The sequence below is a fragment of the Lactococcus muris genome (assembly GCF_042849115.1).
Classification (GTDB): domain Bacteria; phylum Bacillota; class Bacilli; order Lactobacillales; family Streptococcaceae; genus Lactococcus; species Lactococcus muris.
Genome location: NZ_BAAFQO010000008.1, coordinates 1 through 18,416, shown reverse-complemented (window position 1 = coordinate 18,416; position 18,416 = coordinate 1). Strand labels below are relative to the sequence as shown.

The following is an 18,416-nucleotide window of genomic DNA, read 5'->3' as shown; positions in this document are numbered from 1 at the left end:
TCCATAACCAACTGAGCAGGTCTTATTCAATAAATCTAAACATTCATTTTCCTTTTAAGCGAAGTTTTATATAGAATTTCACTAAAAAGAAGTTGACGAGTAGCACGAGTAAAATATAAAGTTTGACATGCAAAAAAATTAAGCCAAACACAAGCTCTACAGCTGTGACAAAGAGCATTATACGCGACAGAACGCATTTAATAGCCGCAAACTTTGAGGAGCGACGCAGTGGGTAAATACGTGTCAAAAGTTGATAATCAAAGGATTCTTGCAAAGCAAACAATTGAAAAAGCAACAGATAGTTAAACACAGCCACCAAAATCACCGCAACAACAGGATTCCCAATAAAAATTAAGGATAAAATCGCCAGGAACAGTAAGCGCAAAGTCAGTGATAAATAATCCCCAGAACGTAAAAAGGCACGGCTAAAGAGATATTCATAGGTACGAAGTGTTTTCGGTAATAGAAAGTCCAGATATCTCCGGCGACGACTTTGTGTTTTTAAGCCCTTGACATTGGTAAAGAGCGCAAAAAATCTCAAAGTATTCGTCTTACGGTTTTCTTCATAGGAAATTAATGCCTCCCAAGCAATAATCCCTTTTGGAAGCATCTGGCTTAGGCGAAAAGCCAAAGTAGCTGCTTTCAAGAGGAACAATAGAGCAAACCACAGCCCAAGAGAAAGCAGGGACCAGTTTAAAAGAGGCGCAGAAAGCCCAATCAGGCTAAAGCTAATAAAGGCTGGTAAGATTAAGGAACGTAACCAGGAAACATATAGATGTTTACGAACTGCTCTCTCTTGTGGCAGAAGGAAAACCTTATCAGCAGACTCAACAAAGCTCGCCAGTCTTCCAAAAGCTTGACTCAGAGCTGATATTAAAACGATCAAGACCACTTTGCCAGCCGTATTTAAACTATGCGCTTGTAAAAATTGAGCATACTGCACAGCCAGTGCACCCAACAAAATCATCAAGAAAAGCACAAAATGATCATTAAAAACATAGCGCAAGTATTTGAGGTTTTGCCGGTAGTATGCTTTGCGGCGTTCTTCAAACAAGCTATTCATGAGCATTTACACCTTTCGTCAGTTCTAAATAAATTTCATCAAGGCTGGCATTTTCCTTGCCGAACTTTGCGCGTAATTCATCAATAGTACCAGCAACCAGCACTTGTCCTTCATGTAGGATAACAAACTTATCACAGAACTTTTCTGCTGTCGAAAGTATATGTGTACTCATCAAAATGGAAGCTCCAGCATCACGCATAGAAAGCATCAACGTAATCAAGTCTTGAATGGCTAAAGGATCCAATCCTAAAAATGGTTCATCAATAATATATAGGCTTGGGTCTGTCAAAAAAGCGCAAATAATCATCACTTTTTGCTTCATCCCTTTAGAAAAGTTAACTGGGAACCAGTCCAACTTATCTTCCAGACGAAAGGTTTTCAAGAGCTTCTCTGCACGAGGCATAGCCTCCTCCACAGGTACTCCATAAGCCAAAGCTGTTACTTCAATGTGTTCACGTAGCGTCAACTCTTCATAAAGACTTGGGGTTTCAGGTATGAAACCGATCTTCCGACGATAGCCTTCCAAATCTTCCTGCAAGGTAATACCGTCTAACTCAATTTGACCAGAATAAGGCGTTAAAAGTCCGATGACTTCCTGAATTGTTGTTGATTTTCCCGCACCATTAAGACCGATAAGACCAACCAACTCCCCATCTGCTATATCGAAACTCACGTCATTAAGGACTGGATGGCCAAAATATCCTCCAGTCAGATTACTTATTTTAAGAGCCACATTAATATCTCCACTTCTTTTCAAATTTGTTATACGTTAATTTTATCATATCCCCCCTTCTTTTGCTCCCCTCTACTGCATAAGGCCTTTAGTCCAGCTTTTAATTAGCTAACTCATATTTCCCTTCATTATCGCGCCCATAAAATGTAATAAAGCTGGGACAAAAGTCGAAAGCGATTGCTTCTAGGCAAAATCACAAGATGAAAAACGCTCAACCACGGCATTCTTGTTTGTCATGATGGAGCGTTTTTTCATTATTTCGGACTTTTGTCCCGGTCTCTATTTTTCATGTACAGCCCTCTTGGACTTCAATCCTGTTTAGCTTCGCTTACGCCTTATTAATGCCAGTAACACTTAGAACGATCAATAATGCTCCAAATGGGCTGGCGTTTATCTTCTTTTCATCCTTTAAAACAAGAAAACACGGAAAAGGAGAATATCTTAATGGATACTCCTCTTTCATCTTTTTAAATATGGACAGCAGCCCTCACTAATCTGTTTAAAAATTCCCCTTAATTCTAAGGCACTTATTTCCGATAATATTTTTAGAGAACGGCTAACAAGTTTTTTCCTGCAATTTTATTGTCAAATGGATAAAACCAGCATCCCTTTACAAAAAGTAAAGCAAAATCTAACTTATCAAATGAAATAAGCGTCTTACCATTTTCAAAGAGGACAAGATTGATTTTGACAAACAAAAACAGATTGTTCGAATCTAAAAGCATGAGGCATTCTAACTTAAAACCTATAGCTTCAGCAAATCTTCTACATGATTAATCAAAAAATTCGGCGCTTCATTATCTAAATCCTCAAAACTATGTGCTCCCCATGACACAGCACAGGTCTTAATCCCTGCTGCTTTTCCCATTTGGATATCAAAGGATGCATCACCTATCATAATCGAATCTTCCGGATCAATCCTATAAGTTTTTAAGATATATAAGACCCCGTCAGGCGCTGGCTTGTAATGTTCAACTTGGTCAGAACCAACAACACCTTCAAAATATACAGCAATATCCAGATATTCTAAATTTCTTTTTAAGGCGACTGAATGTTTACTAGACACAACATATAATCTTTTCCCCAAGCTCTTTAGTTTCTGAAGTACTTCTTTAATGTGAGGAAACAGTGTCAGATTTTCTTGCTCATATTCCTTGTAGTATTGTCGAAAAGCAGAGAGCAAAGCTTGAAACTCTGTTTCCCTGAAAGCATAATCTGGAAGCATTTTTTTAAAGGACTTTTCAATTGGGATACCTGTATAATAATTAATCATTTTTTCTGAAGGAACCTTTAAATTAAATTCTTGAAACGCAGATTGGGTTGCCAATATCCCCGTCTTTCCTGAGTTAGCCAAAGTACCATCAAAATCAAAAATATATGCTTCCATTGTCAACCTTCTCCTTTGTAACGGATATAATTTATTAGAAATTATTATAACACAAATGTAATTGATTTTGTTTTTTGCTTAGCCCTCACACAAGATGAAGCGCAAGCACAGCTGTTCTCTGCTTTGCTCTACAAGCAGCGGGCGAACTCTTATAAATTTTATTTGTCTCTTTTTATTTCCTTATTAATTTTGGCCAGTTTATTTGAAACAACATTCTTTGACCAGTTAGACTAAGCAAAATTAAAAGATTTTGTTATAATTTACTTATAACAATGCAATAAGCCACCGCTGGCTTCTGCTACTAAACAGGGAGATTTCTTATGGATAATTGTATTTTTTGTAAAATCATTGCGGGCGAAATCCCAAGCACTAAAGTTTACGAAGATGAGCATTTAATCGCTTTTCTAGACATTACACAAACCACAAAAGGTCATACGCTTGTTGTGCCTAAAAAACATACACGAAACTTGCTGGCTATGGCCCCTGAGGAAGCTTCACAACTTTTTGCCAAAATTCCGGAAATTGGCAATAAACTTGTGAACTCTTTTGGCGCAAAAGGCATGAACATCTTACAAAATAATGAAGAAACAGCTGGTCAAACCGTCTTCCACACTCATGTACATTTGATTCCTCGCTATGCTGAAGATGACGGTTTCCACGCTAAATTTACAGCACATACTTATGATTTACGTGCCATTGCGGAGGAAATCCAATGAAAGAGTTCATCCATGATATCTCAGAAATCTTTTCAAAGCTCGGTAAAGAAATAGATGACGTCAAAGTTAACTTGGAAAAAGTAAAACTTGAAGCAAAAAAAGCTGAACTCACAGGTCAAGAAATTCAAAGAAAAATAAATGAATTTCAAGCTGTCGCTCAGCCTAAAGTTGATAAAATCAACGAAATCTTAGAAAAACTTGCAGAAAAAAGCAGCGAAAAATAAGAATCTATTGTAACTGGGCAAGCGCTATAATCAAAAAACGTTCAGCTTTGGTACATTTTGTATCAAAATTGAACGTTTTCTATTGTTAAAAATTATGTTCCCTCTTTAATTTTCTCAATTTTATTGATACTTTTCAGCAAATTAAAAAATAAGTACTACTTTTTATGATTATCCATATAAAACTGCCTGCCCCAGAAAATGCCTACACATTGGGAAATAACAAAAAATCCCGCAACTACTAAAATTTCGGTCAATGCACCATTGTAGCGAAAATATGTAAAAAAATAACGTGACGTATAAAGGACAAAAAGCAGAATAAACAACATCACATCTATTACAATTAGGTGAGTCCAAGCTTGTCGTCCGTCTTTTTTTATAAGCCAAAAACTCGCAAAAAGTAATAAAATTGAAATCAATTGTAAACTCAGCATCGGAAATCCAAGTATTGTTCCCATAATTATGATTGTCCAAATCATTACTGTAAAGGTTAGCAGGAAGATAATTCGTTTCATATTATCATTGTATCATGAAAGTGTCATTTTCTCTAATATAAATTACTAAACATTTCCTTTATGTTTCTAAAAGAAGACTGTCCAGTCTTTCCAAAGATTATAATAGCAACAAAAAAAGAGAAAAAGACTGCAGTCAAAAGTCACAAATAAAAAAGGGCCTAACCTCAGCATTGCTATGCACAGGTCAAGCACTTTTTTCATGTTTGGGACTTTTTTCAGTCACTTGTATTTATCGACTTAGAAGCTTGTTGTGTCAACTTTAACACCAGCACCCATAGTTGTAGTCACTGAAAGGTTTGTGATGTAAGTACCTTTAGCTGTAGCTGGCTTAGCAGCCATGATAACAGCATTAAGAGCTTTAAAGTTTTCAACAAGTTTTTCGTTGTCGAATGAAACTTTACCGATTGGTACGTGGATGTTACCAGCCTTATCAGCACGGTAGTTCACTTTACCAGCTTTTGATTCTTCAACAGCTTTAGTTACGTCCATTGTTACAGTACCAGTTTTAGGGTTTGGCATGAGGTTACGTGGACCAAGGACACGACCAAGACGACCTACAACGGCCATCATGTCAGGTGTTGCGATAACAACGTCAAAGTCCAACCAACCACCGTTGATTTTAGTCACGAGTTCATCAGCACCTACGAAGTCTGCACCAGCTGCTTCTGCTTCTTTAGCTTTTTCGCCACGAGCGAAAACAAGAACACGAGCAGTTTTACCAGTACCATTTGGCAATACCATTGCACCACGGATTTGTTGGTCAGATTTTTTAGTATCGATGTTGAGGTTGTATGCAACTTCTACAGATGCATCAAATTTTGCGATTGAAGTTTCTTTAGCAAGTGCTACTGCTTCTTCAACGCTGTAAAGTTTAGTTGCGTCTACTTTTTCAAGAGCAGCGCGCATTGATTTGCTTTTTTTAGCCATTTCTATATTTCTCCTTGTGGTAATATCGGTTGTCTGTTATTATAACAGCCTTCCACTTGTGTGGAATATGAGCGATGATTAATTAAGAATTAACCTTCTACTACAAATCCCATAGATTTTGCAGTACCTTCGATCATTGACATTGCTGCTTCAAGTGAACCAGCGTTAAGGTCAGCCATCTTAGTTTTTGCAATTTCTTCAACTTGTGCTTTTGTTACAGTTGCAACTTTAACTTTGTTAGGTTCACCTGAACCTTTTTCAACCTTAGCTGCTTTTTTCAAAAGAACTGCTGCTGGAGGAGTTTTTGTAATGAATGTAAATGATTTGTCTTCATATACTGAGATTACAACTGGGATGAGCATACCCGCTTGGTCAGCTGTACGCGCGTTAAATTCTTTAGTGAATCCCATGATGTTGATACCTGCTTGACCCAAAGCTGGACCAACTGGTGGAGCTGGTGTTGCTTTACCGGCAGGAATTTGCAATTTAACGAGTTTTTCTACTTGTTTAGCCACGATAAATTTCTCCTTATTATATTGTTTTCGTGATGTGGTATGATGATAGACCTTTCTATCTTCCACGCCTGTATGCTAAAGACATACCTAAGTAGTCTATCAAATATGGACACTTTTGTCAAGTTTCTATATTTCAATGAATTCGTCACATGCCGCAACAACAGCTGGATCATGTGTGACGATGATGACTGTTTTCCCTTTGTCTACCTCTTGCCGAAGCAAGCTTAATATCAGGCCTCTATTTTCTCCATCTAAGGAGCCTGTCGGCTCATCAGCCAAGATAATCTTACTGCGTTTCAGCAAAGCACGCGCCAATGCCACACGCTGTTTTTCGCCACCAGACAGGGCATACACTTTTTCACTCAACTTATGAGTAATTCCGACCTGATTTAAAGCTTCTCTCATCCTGCGACGCTTTTCTTTTCCATTTGTTTTTTCGTAGACCAGAGAAATATTTAAATTTCGCTCAATACTATCGTCTTCAATCAAGGCGAAATTTTGAAAAAGAAAAGAAATAAAGTTACGTCGCATGAGAAGAGCCGCTTTGCTATTTATCTTAGGGACTTGCTGTCCAGCTACATAAATCCTTCCCGCGTCTGCTTCTTCGATCAGTCCAATCAGATTAAGCAGCGTTGACTTTCCGGCACCACTTTTCCCGAGTATCGCTGTCATTTTCTCAGCTGGGATACTTAAGGAATAGTTATCAAAAATCTGATGTTTTCCAAACTTTTTACTCACTTCTTGCAGTTCTATCATGTGTTTTTATGCTCCTTTCAAGGTGGTGACCAGTTCTTTCTTTTCGAGACGGGTGAGGAGGTGGAAGACTAAAGCAAGCTCGATGATTGTAAACAACACATAGGCTTGGATAACCTCTGTATCATAGCCAATAGACCTTGAGTGAAGGGCAAATGCAAGATTTTGAATGAAAATCATCGCAAGTAAGCTACTGTAAGTTCTTATAAATGAGAAACCCTGTACACGATAAAGTACTAACTTTTTTCTGTTACTTTTGAAATAAATTATCGTTGTAGAAAAAATCATCAAAAGGAAAAGAATAAAAACCAAGAGATTTCTAAATACCCAACTCCAAGGCTCTCCTATAGTATGCTTCACATCTGTTTCAGCTATTTTTCTCACAGGAACAAAAGACGTGAAGATACTAGCAATCTTGTCTTTTTTTAAAGCTGGCAAAAGCTCCAGATAAGTTTTCTCCGCATTTTCTTTAATGGGGACCAATACACCCAGAGGGTTAGCCCCTTGAAACATATTAATATAGGTATTATAGCCTGCATTTTTTACTGTATGCACTTCAACCAAATCCGGTTGAATTTTTTCTTGCCTTGCCTCATAGAATCCCGTCTCGTCCATTTCAAAAACAGGAATTTTTTGATTGCCTTTGATCAAGAGGTAACGTATTTCTTTTCCCTGAAACCAAACATCTGGTAATTCTTGTAGCTCTTTATACCCCTTTTTAATTTCAGATATCTTATTTTTCAAATGCTCATTCACCAGAACAATTCCTTCACTACTATGTTTGTCTATATTTACAGGTTTTCCTTCTGTATCTCTAATGGTATATTTTTGTAAATAAGCAGAGTTGATTTCCACAGCCTGATATTTTTCTAAATTTTTCTGAGGTAGATATTTCTTTACTGCATGTAACCCTCCATTATTTTCCAAATAAGTAAAAAGATTTTTACTTCTCACAGCTTGTCCATAACTTTCTGAATAGCCTAGACCACCTTTATAAAATATTCCATAGTCATCTATGGGAGACTTCTGAAATAAACCTAGACTACTGTTGAGCAAAAAGATAAGTCCCATGCAGGCATAAACACTGCCCACAAAAGCAGCTGTTTTTGCAATATAAACGACTATATTTGCCTTTTTCAAGAAAGACTTATCATTGGTTTGATTAACGAGAGAATTTCTAATCACAAGTCCGATAATCCCACTCATAAGAAGCAGACTTAGTATAAAAAGAAAGGCAAAGCGAGACAGGTAATGAATATCAAAGCGCCGTAAAATAAAAACACTGGCAAACAAGGTGATAAAAGTTTGTGTGACAAGAAAAGCTTTAAGATATATTCGCTTAACAATCTCCCAAGCTGAAAGACCGTTAAGAGAATAAATAGCCACTTCCTTACTCCTTAGTATCGTCCATACGAGCAAGAGGATGAAGTAAAAAACGAAAATGACTTTGATAAAAAACTCTAGTCTTTGATTATTTCCCAAAATCGGAGGCATCTCCACATACCACTTGGGTTGCGTAACCAAACTTGTGGGTGTCGTTCTCAAGGAAAATCTTTGATTTAATTTTTGACTGAGTGACTGTAAAACATCTTCTTTTACTTTTGATTTAAAAAGGATAGCTGCGCCTTGGTATTGTTCATCCGTCAGTTTATTTATCGGTGCATTTTCAATACTTACCTGCTCTCCATGGTCTTCAAAAAACTTTTCATCAGAGGACTGAAAGTCTGTTTTGAAAAAAGTAATCTTTGAGAGGGGCTGAGCAAAATTAACCCTGCCTTTTCCATTATCTTCTGCACCAATAAAGCGGGAACGAACGATAAAAGGAGTATTGAACTCCTTTGAGACTTCTTCCATCACTTGAATAAAATCTTTACGCTCCAGAAATTCATGCTCTGAACCTTCCGAGAAGTTTTCTATATGTTTTTCAGGTTGATAGATTTGGGTATATTCTGGGAGCGAAACAGCTTCGATAAGCTTCTTTGCTTCTTTATCATTGTTGCGTATATAGGCAAGCATCAGAGACAAGATTGAAAAAAGGAGCAATAGCGAAATTTTTAAAACTTTATTCATAGATTACCAGCGATTTCCTTGAGCGTAAAAGCCCCAATCATAGGGATCATAATGATCCCCACGAGAAGATGTCCAAACCTTATAACCTGCTGGATACCAGCCACTATAGGTACGTCCTCCTCTTCGAACATAGGCCATACTTTGATGTGGTACAGCCCAGTTATAATACTCCGCTGTCAAGGTCTTCTTCCCCCAGAATGCATCTGGACAGGTCCTAGAGTGTGCCACCTGCCGTCCATGGCGTGTAAAATTATTCTGTAAGATGCGGACTGCGCGCTCTAGCTTTTCCACGCTATCCCCAAAAACACCATCGGCAGAGGCTTTTTCAGCAGTCACTAACTGGCTTGACCCAAACAGAGCAAGTCCTAAAACTGATATAGCAACAAGTTTTTTGATTTTCATAGAAATTCTTCCCTTCAAAGATAAATCTTTTTTAACCGAACCGTACTTGTTAATCTCCTCCCTGTGTCTTCTATTTCCTTTTATCAGTCTAACATAATAAGTTTCTTCTATTTTTTTCAATTCCATGAAAAAGCAGAAATACTTTAAGCTTAAAAAATGCTGCTGCTATATTCCGATGGAAATTAAAAAAAGACCGAAATAATTCTATTTCTTTACTTGTAAATTAAAGTTCGTCTTATCAAGTTCAAAAGAAAAACTGCTCATTTTCTAAACGGTTTAACTTTCAAAAGCTTTATATTTTTTGGTTCTGAACCAAATTCTCCATACATTCTTCTACTTGCCGAACTTATTAAGCTCCTTTCAGAGTCGTGACGAGTTCTTTCTTTTCGAGACGGGTGAGGAGGTGGAAGACTAAAAATAGTTCAATCAAGGCATAAAGTATATAGGCTTCAATAATCGCTAATTCATGTCCCCGCAACATGGAGTGAACTAAGAAAATAAAATTTTGAATAACAATGAGTATAAAAAGTGTTTTATATGTTCTAAAATAGGAAATACCTTGTACTCGACTAAGTACTAACTTTTTCTTATTCACCTTGAAATAGATTACCGTTGTTGATAATATCATCAGGATAAAAAGAACAAAAGCTAAGATATTCATAAAAACCCATGTTATCGGTTCACCAATAAAGCGTTTCACCTCAATTTCTGCGATTTTTGATGTAGGCACGAAAGAAACAAAATTTGAGGATAGCTTATCTTTCTTTAGGCTTGGAAGTATCTCTAAATAGGTTTTTTCTGCACTCTCTTTTATAGGAATCAAAACGCCTAGGGTATTACTACCGTAAAACATATTGCTATAAGTATTAACTCCAGCGTTATTTACCGTATGCACCTCGATTATATCTGCTACAAGCTCTTGTTTTTTACCATTAGAATAAACACCGCCTGCTTCCCCTTCAAATATTGGGATACTTTGTTTATCTTTCATTAAGAACAACTTGATTTCTGTTGCTCGAAACCATGCGCCCTGCATCTCTAGCAAGTCATTATAAGCTTTTTTTATCTCCTCTACTTTACTTTTATAGCGTTCGTTGACAAGTATAACAGCTTCTTTAGTGCTTTTATCTATGTGAATTGGGTTGTTTTCTCTATCTCTAACAGAATATTTATCGAGATAGGCAGAGTTAATCTCTACCCCTTGATAGTCTTTAAGCTTATCATGCCCCAATAATTTCTTGGCAGCGTGTAAACCACCGTTATTTTCGATATATTTAAATATCTCTATGTGTATCGAGTTATCCTTAGCTTCAGAATAACCTAAATTCCAGCCTGCAAAAACACCATAGTCGTCCAAGGGTGTCTTATGCATCAAACCTAGACTGCTATTTAACAAAAGAATAATCCCCATACTTGTAGAGACACTAGCAGCAAAGATATAAACTTTAACCAGATAAACCGAGACGTGGACGCGCTTTAAGAAAGATTTATTATTGGTTTGGGCTACTAAAGATGCTCGACTTACAATACCAATAACAAGTATTACCAGAAGCAGACTTAGTCCCATCAACAGACCGTGACTTATCAAATATTGAAAATCGAAAGTTTTCAGAAGAAATATGCTGTTCAATAACCCTACAAAAAGCTGCACAAACAGAAAACTCCTCATATAAATCCGCAGAAGAATTTCCCAGTTTCCCATTCCATTAAGAGCATAGATAGCAATCTCCTTACTTCGCAAGACCATCCAAACAAGGAGGAAAATAAAATAGAAAAAAAGAATCATCTTGATAAGAAAACGGTACATGTCATTCCCTCGGGTGATTAAAGGCAGAGGATTGTACCATTCAGGTTGAGAGGTTAAGCTGCTTGAACTTGTTGCCAGATTAAATCTTTGGTTTATTTTTTCACTTAAAGCATCTAATATTTTCTCTTTAACATCGGACTCAAAAAATATTGCTGCCCCTTGGTACTGTTCATCGGTCAAGTTTTTTAGCGGTTCATTGCTTACCATTACTTTAGCACCATAATCTGTAAATTCTCTTTGATTTTGCTTTTTATAAGCAGTCTGAAAGTATGTGATATTGGCCATTGGTCGACTAAAGTAGATATTTCCCTTACCATCATAGTCGGCACCAATAAAGCGGGAACGAACAGTAAAAGGAGTATTGAACGCCCTTGATACTTCCTCTATAACTGAGATAAAATCTTTTCGTTCAAGTATTTTTACATCATTTGTCTCATATCGTTCACCCTCGCTTACCTCAGGTGGGTACACTTGTGTATAAGTCGGCTTACTTACATAACGCATCAGCCGATCTGCCTCAATGTCATTAAATCTCATATAGGCAAGCATCACACTCACTAAAGAGAATAAAAGCAACAATGTAATCTTTAAGACTTTATTCATTATTACTTACCACTTATTACCTCTTGCTTCATACCTCCACTCCATTTTCCCATAATAATCACCTGTAGAGGAAGTCCAAACTTTCCAACCAGGTCCATACCAGCCACTCTCCCCTCTCCTGCCTCCAGATACATAGGCACGACTTTGATGAGACACCGCCCAGTTATAATACTCCGCTGTCAAGGTCTTCTTCCCCCAAGAGGCATCTGGCCAGGTCCTAGAGTAGGCTATCTGCCGTCCATGACGTGTAAAATTATTCTGTAAGATACGGACTGCGCGCTCTAGCTTTTCCACGCTATCCCCAAAAACACCATCGGCAGAGGCTTTTTCAGCAGTGGCTAACTGGCTTGCTCCAAACAGAGCGAGTCCTAAAGCTGATACAGCAACAAATTTTTTGATTTTCATAGCAATTCTTCCTTTCAAAGATGAATCTTTTTCTAAAGCAACAGTACTTCTTTTTCCTCTTTTTATCTTAGTATATTCAGTCTAACATAAGAAGACCCTTGTATTTTTTCACTCATATTGGGTTTTTATGAAAAAAACAAAATACTTTAAGCTTAAAAAATACTCCTGCTATATTCAGACGGAAATTAAAAAAAGACCGAAACAGTTCAGTCTTTTTACGTTTTATTTCACTCCGCAATCACTTCAACCTTATAACCATCTGGGTCAATAATGAAGTAATAACGCGTGTCTGAGTTAGGAAGCCCCTTAAGCTCTGTAACTTCAAAGCCCGCTTGTTTTTGCTGTGTGTGCAGTTCTTCCAAGTTATCTACAGAAATAGCGATATGACCATAACCATTTCCCAAATCATAGGCTTCGTGATTATAGTTATAAGTTAGCTCTAACTCATAATCATCACCCGGCAAAGTCAGATAAACTAAAGTAAATTCATACTCCAAAAAGTCGCGGCGACGTTTTTCTTCAAAACCAAAAGCTTCTTGATAAAACTTGATTGAAGCTTCCAAGTCTCTTACGCGGTAACAAGTGTGTGCCATTTTCATTGTTTTTTCCTCCATTTTTAGGCTTCTAAATACATTGCCCAAATATCATCAAAAAGTCCCAGGTTAAAGTAAAAAGGGGCATAAGTTTCCAGATAGGTGGAAATTTCATCAAAGTCCTTTGATTGTTTGGGAAATTGTGTATCCGCAAAAGCCAGATTAGCCAAGCGTGTCACGTCATCCACCTCAACTGGTGCGCGATGGCGCATCAAATAAGTATAAAAGGGCTGTCTCATTTCCAGTTTTCCTCCAAAAACTCATGACGTAAACGGCTAGATAAAGCATAACGCTCTGGATTTTTCTTATAAAAGCCTTGATGATAATCTTCTGCTGGCCAGAACTTTTGCGCAGGTTCTATCGTTGTGACAATCGGGCGATCAAAACGTCCTGAGTTTTGAAGGGCTTCTTTTGACTTCTCCGCAGCTTTCCTTTGAGTTTCACTGGTATAAAAAATCACAGGACGGTAGTTATCCCCACGGTCCTCAAATTGCCCAAACATATCGGTTGGATCTGTCTGTTCCCAGTAAAGTTCTACCAAATCTTTATAAGAAATTTTTTCCTTGTCAAAGATAATCTCCACCGCTTCAGTATGCCCTGTCTGATGGTTACAAACTTGCTCATAAGTAGGATTATCCACATGACCTCCTGTGTAGCCACTTGTCACAGCAAGAATCCCCTCCTGTTCCTCAAAGGGCTGTACCATGCACCAAAAACAGCCGCCGGCAAATATCGCTCTCTCTTTGCTCATCCTCTTCCCCCGTTCTTCTCCGTTGAAGATATTATAACAAAACTCCCTCTCTCATGCACTTATTTTTTTCTTTTATCAGAAACAGTGTTCCTCCTAAAACAAAAAAAGCTGGATCTTTCACCAACTTTTTAATGATGTTTTAGGAAAGAAGCTCTGTTCCTTCAGGACTTTGTTTGATTTTTTTATTCTTCATCAAACCACCAAGCGCTTTCTTAAATTGTCCCTTAGAGATACCAAATGTCGCTTTGATATCATCTGGCGCTGACTTGTCGTTAAAAGGCATTTTTCCGCCCATACTTTCAAGATAAGCAAGAATCATCTGTGCATCAGCATCTAACATTTCATAGGCGCGTGGTTTCGCACTAAGGTTTAAGCTACGGTCTTGATCACGAAAACCAATGACGCGCACTTGAAGTTCTTGCCCAATACGAAGTGTCCCAAAGGTTTCAGTAGGGTGGATAAAACCAAGCATGTTGTTATCTGGAAGATAAACAAAGGAACCTGTTTCTTTGTTACGGTAAACAATCCCTCGTAAGTCTTGGTTTTGCATATTGTTGTAGGCAGGGCCTGACATTTCCCAAAAATCTTGATGCCAAGCTAACTTGCCCCAAAGGCGATTTTTAGAGTCAACGACGATTTTGACAAAGAGCTTATCCCCTTTTTTAGGCCATTGCTCTTTATCTTCAGGTAAGGGAAGGTCATCGAGCGAAACTACGATATCTTTTCCAGCTAAACCGATATCGACAAAGGCGCCCAAGTCGCGACGGACATCTGTCACTGTACCCCAACCGAATTTTTCGCGCGTGGCAGCTGGTTCTTGCGTGGTTAAGCACATCTTATCAGATTTATCCATATAGGCAAAACCAGTGACGATATCCCCTATCTGATGTTCTCCTTCTGATTTTGCCAGACGGAGAATGTTATCATCTTTCTGTAAAAAATAAAATTGATCATTTTCTGCTGTAATAATCGCTGAAAATGTAGTTGCTAATAAATTATTCATTCTTTTTCCTTAAAAACGGCCCCACAGAGCCGTTTATTTTTGATTGTTTTTGTATGCGTACATCAATCATTCTATGTTCATGCTATACAAAATTAAACATCCAAAAGTTCTTTTTCTTTCTCTGCAGCCATTTTGTCTGCTTCTTTAACAGCATTATCTGTTACTGCTTGGATGTCTTTTTCAAGTACTTTCAAGTCGTCCTCTGTAATTTCTTTTGCCTTTTCTTGCTTTTTCGCAGTATCGATAGCATCACGGCGGATGTTACGAATCGCAACTTTTGCACCTTCGATGTATTTGCCCATCTCCTTAACCAGCTCTTTACGACGTTCTTCGGTCAACATCGGAATAACCAAGCGGATAACAGAACCATCATTAGCTGGTGTGATACCAATGTCACTGGCATTCAATGCTTGCTCAATATCTTTCAAGATTGTTTTGTCAAAAGGCGTAATCATCAAAACACGTGCTTCCGGGATTGTGATTGAAGCCAGCTGATTCAGCGGTGTAGGTGCACCATAATATTCTACAGAGATGCGGTCAAGCAAGCTCGCATTGGCACGTCCTGCACGGATGTGTCCCAGCTCACGTTGCAAGCTGTTCAATGAGTTATTCATACGTTCTTTTGCATTGTCAATAATTTCGTTTGCCATGATTTTTCCTTTTTATTTTATTATTATACTTATTCTACTGTAGTTCCGATGTCTTCACCCTGAACAACACGTTTGATATTTCCAGACTCGTTCATATTGAAGACAACGAGCGGAATGTGGTTATCCATTGACATTGTAGAGGCAGTAGAGTCCATAACATGAAGACCTTTTGTGATAACGTCCATGTGTGTCAAATTATCAAATTTAACTGCTGTTTCATCAAGTTTTGGATCGGCATTGTAGACACCATCTACACCATTTTTAGCCATTAAAATAACGTCTGCGTTAATTTCTGCTGCACGAAGTGCTGAGGTTGTATCTGTGGAGAAGTAAGGGGAGCCTGTTCCTCCTGCAAAGATAACAACGCGTCCCTTTTCAAGGTGACGCTCTGCACGACGACGAATATAAGGTTCTGCCACAGCCTTCATCTCGATAGCCGTTTGAACACGTGTTGGCACGCCAAGTGCTTCAAGTGTATCTTGAAGAGCCAAACCATTCATAATCGTAGCCAGCATCCCCATATAGTCTGCTTGCGCGCGCTCCATACCGATTTTTTCACCAGTTACACCACGCCAGATATTACCACCGCCACAAACAATGGCAATTTCTGCCCCCAGAGCATACACTTCCTTGAGCTCCTCAGCAACTTTTTTAACTGTCTCAGGATCAATTCCAAATCCCTTGTCACCTGCCAAAGCTTCTCCCGAAAGTTTTAACAGCACGCGTTTATATTTAATATCAGCCATAGTTACCTATCTCTTCTCTATTCTTTTTTATCCCTACTATTTTACCATAAATTCAATCTGAAAAAAAGACCGTGAGGTCTTTCTAAAAGATTATTTATTTTTTGCGGCTTCGACATCACGTGCAATAACTAATTCTTCGTCTGTCGGAATAACCAAAACTTTAACACGTGACTCTGGGGTAGAAATGATACCATTCGCACCACGCACATTCTTTTCTGGGTCAATTTCCATACCAAACCATGACAAGCCAGCGACGATATCACGACGGGCATCTGTATCATTTTCACCGATGCCAGCTGTAAAGATAAGCGCATCTGCACCATTGAGCACACCAAAATATTGAGCGATAAACTTCTTCAAGCGGTCAATAAACATTTCGTAAGCCAGCAAGGCTTTTTCATTGCCGGAGTTACGCGCTTCTTCTAAGTCACGCATGTCACTTGAAAACTCTGATACGCCGAGTAACCCGGATTTTTTATTGAGAACATCAATGACATCTTGCGCTGAACGTAGACTAGGGTCACTTTCAAGCATATAAGAAATCACAGAAGGGTCCATTTCGCCAGAACGTGTCCCCATCATGACACCCGCTAGCGGTGTGAAGCCCATTGAAGTATCTACTGACTTCCCACCTTCGATAGCTGTAATCGAAGCACCGTTACCAATATGCGCTGTGATAAGTTTTAAATCTTCAAGTGGTTTTCTTAAAGCTTTTGCTGCTTCACGAGACACATACATGTGTGATGTACCGTGTGCTCCATATTTTCGAATAGCATAATCTGTATAGTATTTTGTCGGAATAGGATAACGGTATGCTTTTTCTGGTAATGTTGTGTGAAAAGCCGTATCAAATACCGCCACAGCAAGCGCATCTGGCAGCAGACGTTGGAAAGCTTCTATTCCGAGAACATTTGCAGGGTTATGCAAAGGTGCCAAGGTCGAAAGGTTTTTTATTTCTTCCAAAACCTCGGGTGTAATAACAGTTGACGCCTTAAAAAACTCCCCCCCTGCTACGACACGATGACCAATAGCTGTGATTTCACGGAAGCTACCGATAAGCTTAAAATATATCAACTCGTCCATCAAGAGTAAGACTGCTTGACGATGATCAACTATGTCTTGCTCTCTCTTATGCACTTGATCATCAAACTTGGTTGTTGAAATAGAATCCTTCAAACCAATACGTTCAAAGATACCTTTAGCAATAACCTTTTCTTCAGGCATCTCATAAAGTTGCCATTTTAGAGAGGACGATCCAGCGTTAACAGCGAGTGTTTTTTCCATATTTTAAAAATCCCTTTCAACATGTAAGTGTTTTCTTTTGCTCTTACTAGTATAACATAAGTTTAGGCAATATCTCTATTGATATCTTGTAAGAAGAGGTAAAAATCACTTGTATCAGCGTGCAGAATGCTGTCTTGAGCATACTTTCTGTTTTATAAACTTGTTCTTTAGTTGGAAGAGTTGATGATGAGGGCGGGGCGGGCGCCGCCATTATCTGGGCTAACTATCATATTGCCATTACCGTTTCCTAATTCACCATTTTCTTCCGCATCACGGAAAGCTCCTACGTGCCATGCCTGTGTTGAAGATCTAGGGGTGCGTAACCACCACCATGCCGGTCCAGGATGGGTATTATTCTGAAAAGCGGCAAGACGCCCTAAACGATTAGGAAAAGCACGTCCTGGGCCTGATAAACGTGTAACATCTGCTAAAGATAGTGCAAAAGCACGTGGAGTACCATCTGTATCCACTTGAGTTAAATCTTCCGCAACCGTTGGGAAATCACTTAAGTTTATTGGTAACCATTGACCGGGGCCCTCAAACACAATATCTTCAGAAGCTACAGTCCCCGTCACAAAAGTATCTGCCACCGGTCTTACCATCGCTTGAACTGTTGGTTCAAGGTTATCATACCATTCATTCATACGGATATCCTGATTATTCCAAGAAACACTTGTAATAGCAGCATTCCGGATAATCATGTGGTTTCCGTTATCCATATCTTCAAGGTAGCGATACTGCTCCCCAGCCATGGTAAAGATACGCCCCGGACGCATGGTCGAAAAGTCAAAAGCATCTGGTTGACTGTCTTCGTTAGGCAATGGGTTCGGTCCGTCATCATACATCACCCCGTTCTGGATACCACGGAGGAATTCTTCTAACTCCGGATGGTGTTGCTCCCCGTCATTAAGGAACTCCTCATGCTGGTCAGGACTCACTAAGCCACTCTCGACATGAATCCCATAGTAGTAAAAGCCGTTAAAGACCTTGTCCTCAATGGCAGCTGTCATCTCCGCTGCATCAAGCAGGTAAGAGCTGGCTTGCTCACTGTCCAGCCTGTTGGCCCAGTAAGCCCAACCTGTGTTGTGGTCAACCACCCAGAAGTTGCCTATCTTGTCTTCGTTAGGCAAGTTGCTCCACTGGTTCATGGTCATTGGGGCACGGTCTTGTTGTAAGTTTTGAGCGGTTTGGTTGGTCACTTCTTCTCCCGGCCAGATTGGACCACTGTTGTCAAAGCTGCCGCCTGCTGACCAGTAAGCATCGATACCGTCC

The 18,416-nt window shown here is 38.9% G+C and carries 21 protein-coding genes; 2 read left to right on the top strand and 19 right to left on the bottom strand.

Annotation, left to right across the window (positions count from 1 at the left end; translation table 11 throughout):
* Nucleotides 1-43: 43 nt before the first annotated feature.
* The 3 genes from ACGHCK_RS05955 to ACGHCK_RS05945 all read right to left on the bottom strand — a co-directional run bounded on the left by ACGHCK_RS05955 (nt 44) and on the right by ACGHCK_RS05945 (nt 3,183).
* Nucleotides 44-1,063: an ABC transporter permease gene (locus ACGHCK_RS05955; protein ID WP_202231677.1), complete on the bottom strand. Its 1,020-nt coding sequence runs from the start codon at nt 1,061-1,063 to the stop codon at nt 44-46.
* Nucleotides 1,056-1,796, bottom strand: coding sequence for an ABC transporter ATP-binding protein (locus ACGHCK_RS05950; RefSeq protein WP_271328295.1), 741 nt, complete (start codon nt 1,794-1,796; stop codon nt 1,056-1,058). Before ACGHCK_RS05950 ends, ACGHCK_RS05955 begins: the two co-directional genes overlap by 8 nt.
* A 745-nt stretch (nt 1,797-2,541) precedes the next feature.
* Nucleotides 2,542-3,183, bottom strand: a complete 642-nt coding sequence (locus ACGHCK_RS05945; protein WP_251422036.1) for an HAD family hydrolase — start codon at nt 3,181-3,183, stop codon at nt 2,542-2,544.
* Nucleotides 3,184-3,503: 320 nt separating this feature from the next.
* Between ACGHCK_RS05945 and ACGHCK_RS05940 the strand changes: the two genes are divergently transcribed.
* Entirely contained in the window at nt 3,504-3,899 is a 396-nt protein-coding gene (locus ACGHCK_RS05940) for an HIT family protein (RefSeq protein WP_202231631.1), read from the top strand.
* A complete protein-coding gene (locus ACGHCK_RS05935) occupies nt 3,896-4,123 on the top strand; it encodes a hypothetical protein (RefSeq protein WP_202231632.1) in 228 nt (75 codons plus the stop codon). The genes ACGHCK_RS05940 and ACGHCK_RS05935 overlap by 4 nt, the downstream gene beginning before the upstream one ends.
* Nucleotides 4,124-4,278: 155 nt before the next feature.
* On the opposite strand, the gene ACGHCK_RS05930 is transcribed toward ACGHCK_RS05935, so the two are convergent.
* The 16 genes from ACGHCK_RS05930 to ACGHCK_RS05855 form a co-directional block, all read right to left on the bottom strand.
* The gene (locus tag ACGHCK_RS05930; RefSeq protein ID WP_202231633.1) at nt 4,279-4,635 is read right to left on the bottom strand and encodes a hypothetical protein; all 357 of its coding nucleotides are present in this window, start codon (nt 4,633-4,635) and stop codon (nt 4,279-4,281) included.
* 237 nt (nt 4,636-4,872) lie between these two features.
* Complete coding sequence (gene rplA, locus ACGHCK_RS05925) at nt 4,873-5,562, bottom strand: 50S ribosomal protein L1 (protein ID WP_202231634.1); 690 nt, start codon at nt 5,560-5,562, stop codon at nt 4,873-4,875.
* 89 nt (nt 5,563-5,651) lie between these two features.
* Nucleotides 5,652-6,077 carry a 50S ribosomal protein L11 gene (gene rplK, locus ACGHCK_RS05920; RefSeq protein ID WP_202231635.1) on the bottom strand — a complete coding sequence of 142 codons (426 nt, stop codon included), beginning with the start codon at nt 6,075-6,077 and terminating at the stop codon, nt 5,652-5,654.
* Nucleotides 6,078-6,203: 126 nt separating this feature from the next.
* Nucleotides 6,204-6,833: an ABC transporter ATP-binding protein gene (locus ACGHCK_RS05915; RefSeq protein WP_251422033.1), complete on the bottom strand. Its 630-nt coding sequence runs from the start codon at nt 6,831-6,833 to the stop codon at nt 6,204-6,206.
* Between the two features lie 6 nt (nt 6,834-6,839).
* Nucleotides 6,840-8,900 (bottom strand): DUF1430 domain-containing protein, encoded by a 2,061-nt coding sequence (locus tag ACGHCK_RS05910; protein WP_271328293.1) that lies wholly within the window; start codon nt 8,898-8,900, stop codon nt 6,840-6,842.
* 3 nt (nt 8,901-8,903) lie between these two features.
* Nucleotides 8,904-9,302, bottom strand: a complete 399-nt coding sequence (locus ACGHCK_RS05905) for a hypothetical protein (RefSeq protein ID WP_251422027.1) — start codon at nt 9,300-9,302, stop codon at nt 8,904-8,906.
* A 349-nt stretch (nt 9,303-9,651) separates the two neighbouring features.
* The gene (locus ACGHCK_RS05900; protein WP_251422024.1) at nt 9,652-11,712 is read right to left on the bottom strand and encodes a DUF1430 domain-containing protein; all 2,061 of its coding nucleotides are present in this window, start codon (nt 11,710-11,712) and stop codon (nt 9,652-9,654) included.
* Nucleotides 11,713-11,718: 6 nt separating this feature from the next.
* The gene (locus ACGHCK_RS05895; protein WP_251422021.1) at nt 11,719-12,117 is read right to left on the bottom strand and encodes a hypothetical protein; all 399 of its coding nucleotides are present in this window, start codon (nt 12,115-12,117) and stop codon (nt 11,719-11,721) included.
* A 227-nt stretch (nt 12,118-12,344) separates the two neighbouring features.
* Nucleotides 12,345-12,716: a lactoylglutathione lyase gene (gene gloA / locus ACGHCK_RS05890; protein ID WP_251422018.1), complete on the bottom strand. Its 372-nt coding sequence runs from the start codon at nt 12,714-12,716 to the stop codon at nt 12,345-12,347.
* Nucleotides 12,717-12,733: 17 nt separating this feature from the next.
* A complete protein-coding gene (locus ACGHCK_RS05885) occupies nt 12,734-12,949 on the bottom strand; it encodes a YozE family protein (RefSeq protein ID WP_202231651.1) in 216 nt (71 codons plus the stop codon).
* Nucleotides 12,946-13,461, bottom strand: a complete 516-nt coding sequence (msrA, locus tag ACGHCK_RS05880) for a peptide-methionine (S)-S-oxide reductase MsrA (protein ID WP_251422016.1) — start codon at nt 13,459-13,461, stop codon at nt 12,946-12,948. Before msrA ends, ACGHCK_RS05885 begins: the two co-directional genes overlap by 4 nt.
* Nucleotides 13,462-13,600: 139 nt before the next feature.
* Nucleotides 13,601-14,464 (bottom strand): CvfB family protein, encoded by an 864-nt coding sequence (locus ACGHCK_RS05875; protein ID WP_251422013.1) that lies wholly within the window; start codon nt 14,462-14,464, stop codon nt 13,601-13,603.
* A 92-nt stretch (nt 14,465-14,556) separates the two neighbouring features.
* A complete protein-coding gene (gene frr / locus ACGHCK_RS05870) occupies nt 14,557-15,114 on the bottom strand; it encodes a ribosome recycling factor (protein WP_251422010.1) in 558 nt (185 codons plus the stop codon).
* 29 nt (nt 15,115-15,143) lie between these two features.
* Nucleotides 15,144-15,860: a UMP kinase gene (gene pyrH / locus ACGHCK_RS05865; protein WP_251422007.1), complete on the bottom strand. Its 717-nt coding sequence runs from the start codon at nt 15,858-15,860 to the stop codon at nt 15,144-15,146.
* A 90-nt stretch (nt 15,861-15,950) separates the two neighbouring features.
* A complete protein-coding gene (locus ACGHCK_RS05860; protein ID WP_251422004.1) occupies nt 15,951-17,144 on the bottom strand; it encodes an acetate kinase in 1,194 nt (397 codons plus the stop codon).
* Between the two features lie 167 nt (nt 17,145-17,311).
* A partial coding sequence (locus ACGHCK_RS05855) for a DUF6273 domain-containing protein (RefSeq protein ID WP_394304503.1) occupies nt 17,312-18,416 on the bottom strand: 1,105 nt, incomplete at its 5' end.